At 60.0% G+C, this 316-nt stretch carries 2 protein-coding genes; both read right to left on the reverse strand.

Going from position 1 to position 316, the window contains the following annotated elements; all coding sequences use genetic code 11:
- The coding region (gene tnpB, locus CK944_RS24430; RefSeq protein ID WP_371411698.1) for an IS66 family insertion sequence element accessory protein TnpB at positions 1-134 on the reverse strand (134 nt) is incomplete at its 3' end.
- 26 nt (positions 135-160) lie between these two features.
- Positions 161-313, reverse strand: a complete 153-nt coding sequence (tnpB, locus tag CK944_RS24435) for an IS66 family insertion sequence element accessory protein TnpB (RefSeq protein ID WP_371411699.1) — start codon at positions 311-313, stop codon at positions 161-163.
- Between the last annotated feature and the right edge of the window lie 3 nt (positions 314-316).

Consider the following 316-nt stretch of genomic DNA (forward strand, 5'->3'; position numbering starts at 1 on the left):
CAACGTGGGTTTCGCCAGTCAATCCCATCGAGAAGATAGGCCATCTGCGCCGCAGAGACCTGAACCGCTTCTCCCGATCCGCTCGAGGGCCAGATGAACTTCCCTGCCTCGAGCCGCTTCACATACAGGGACATTCCCACCCCATCATGCCATATCAATTTCACCAGANTCCCCGGAAGCAGAATATCTCCCCGGTGTATGGGTCCCGCCCAAGCCCCTGCTGAACTTGAAGTGCCAAGGTGCCCATGCCGCGCCGCATGTCGGTGACGCCGCCTGCGATCCAGACTTTCACTCCCGCCGGAAACGCGATCATCGG

The sequence above is a fragment of the Paracoccus sp. SY genome (genome assembly GCF_002901215.1).
GTDB classification, from domain to species: Bacteria; Pseudomonadota; Alphaproteobacteria; order Rhodobacterales; family Rhodobacteraceae; genus Paracoccus; species Paracoccus acridae.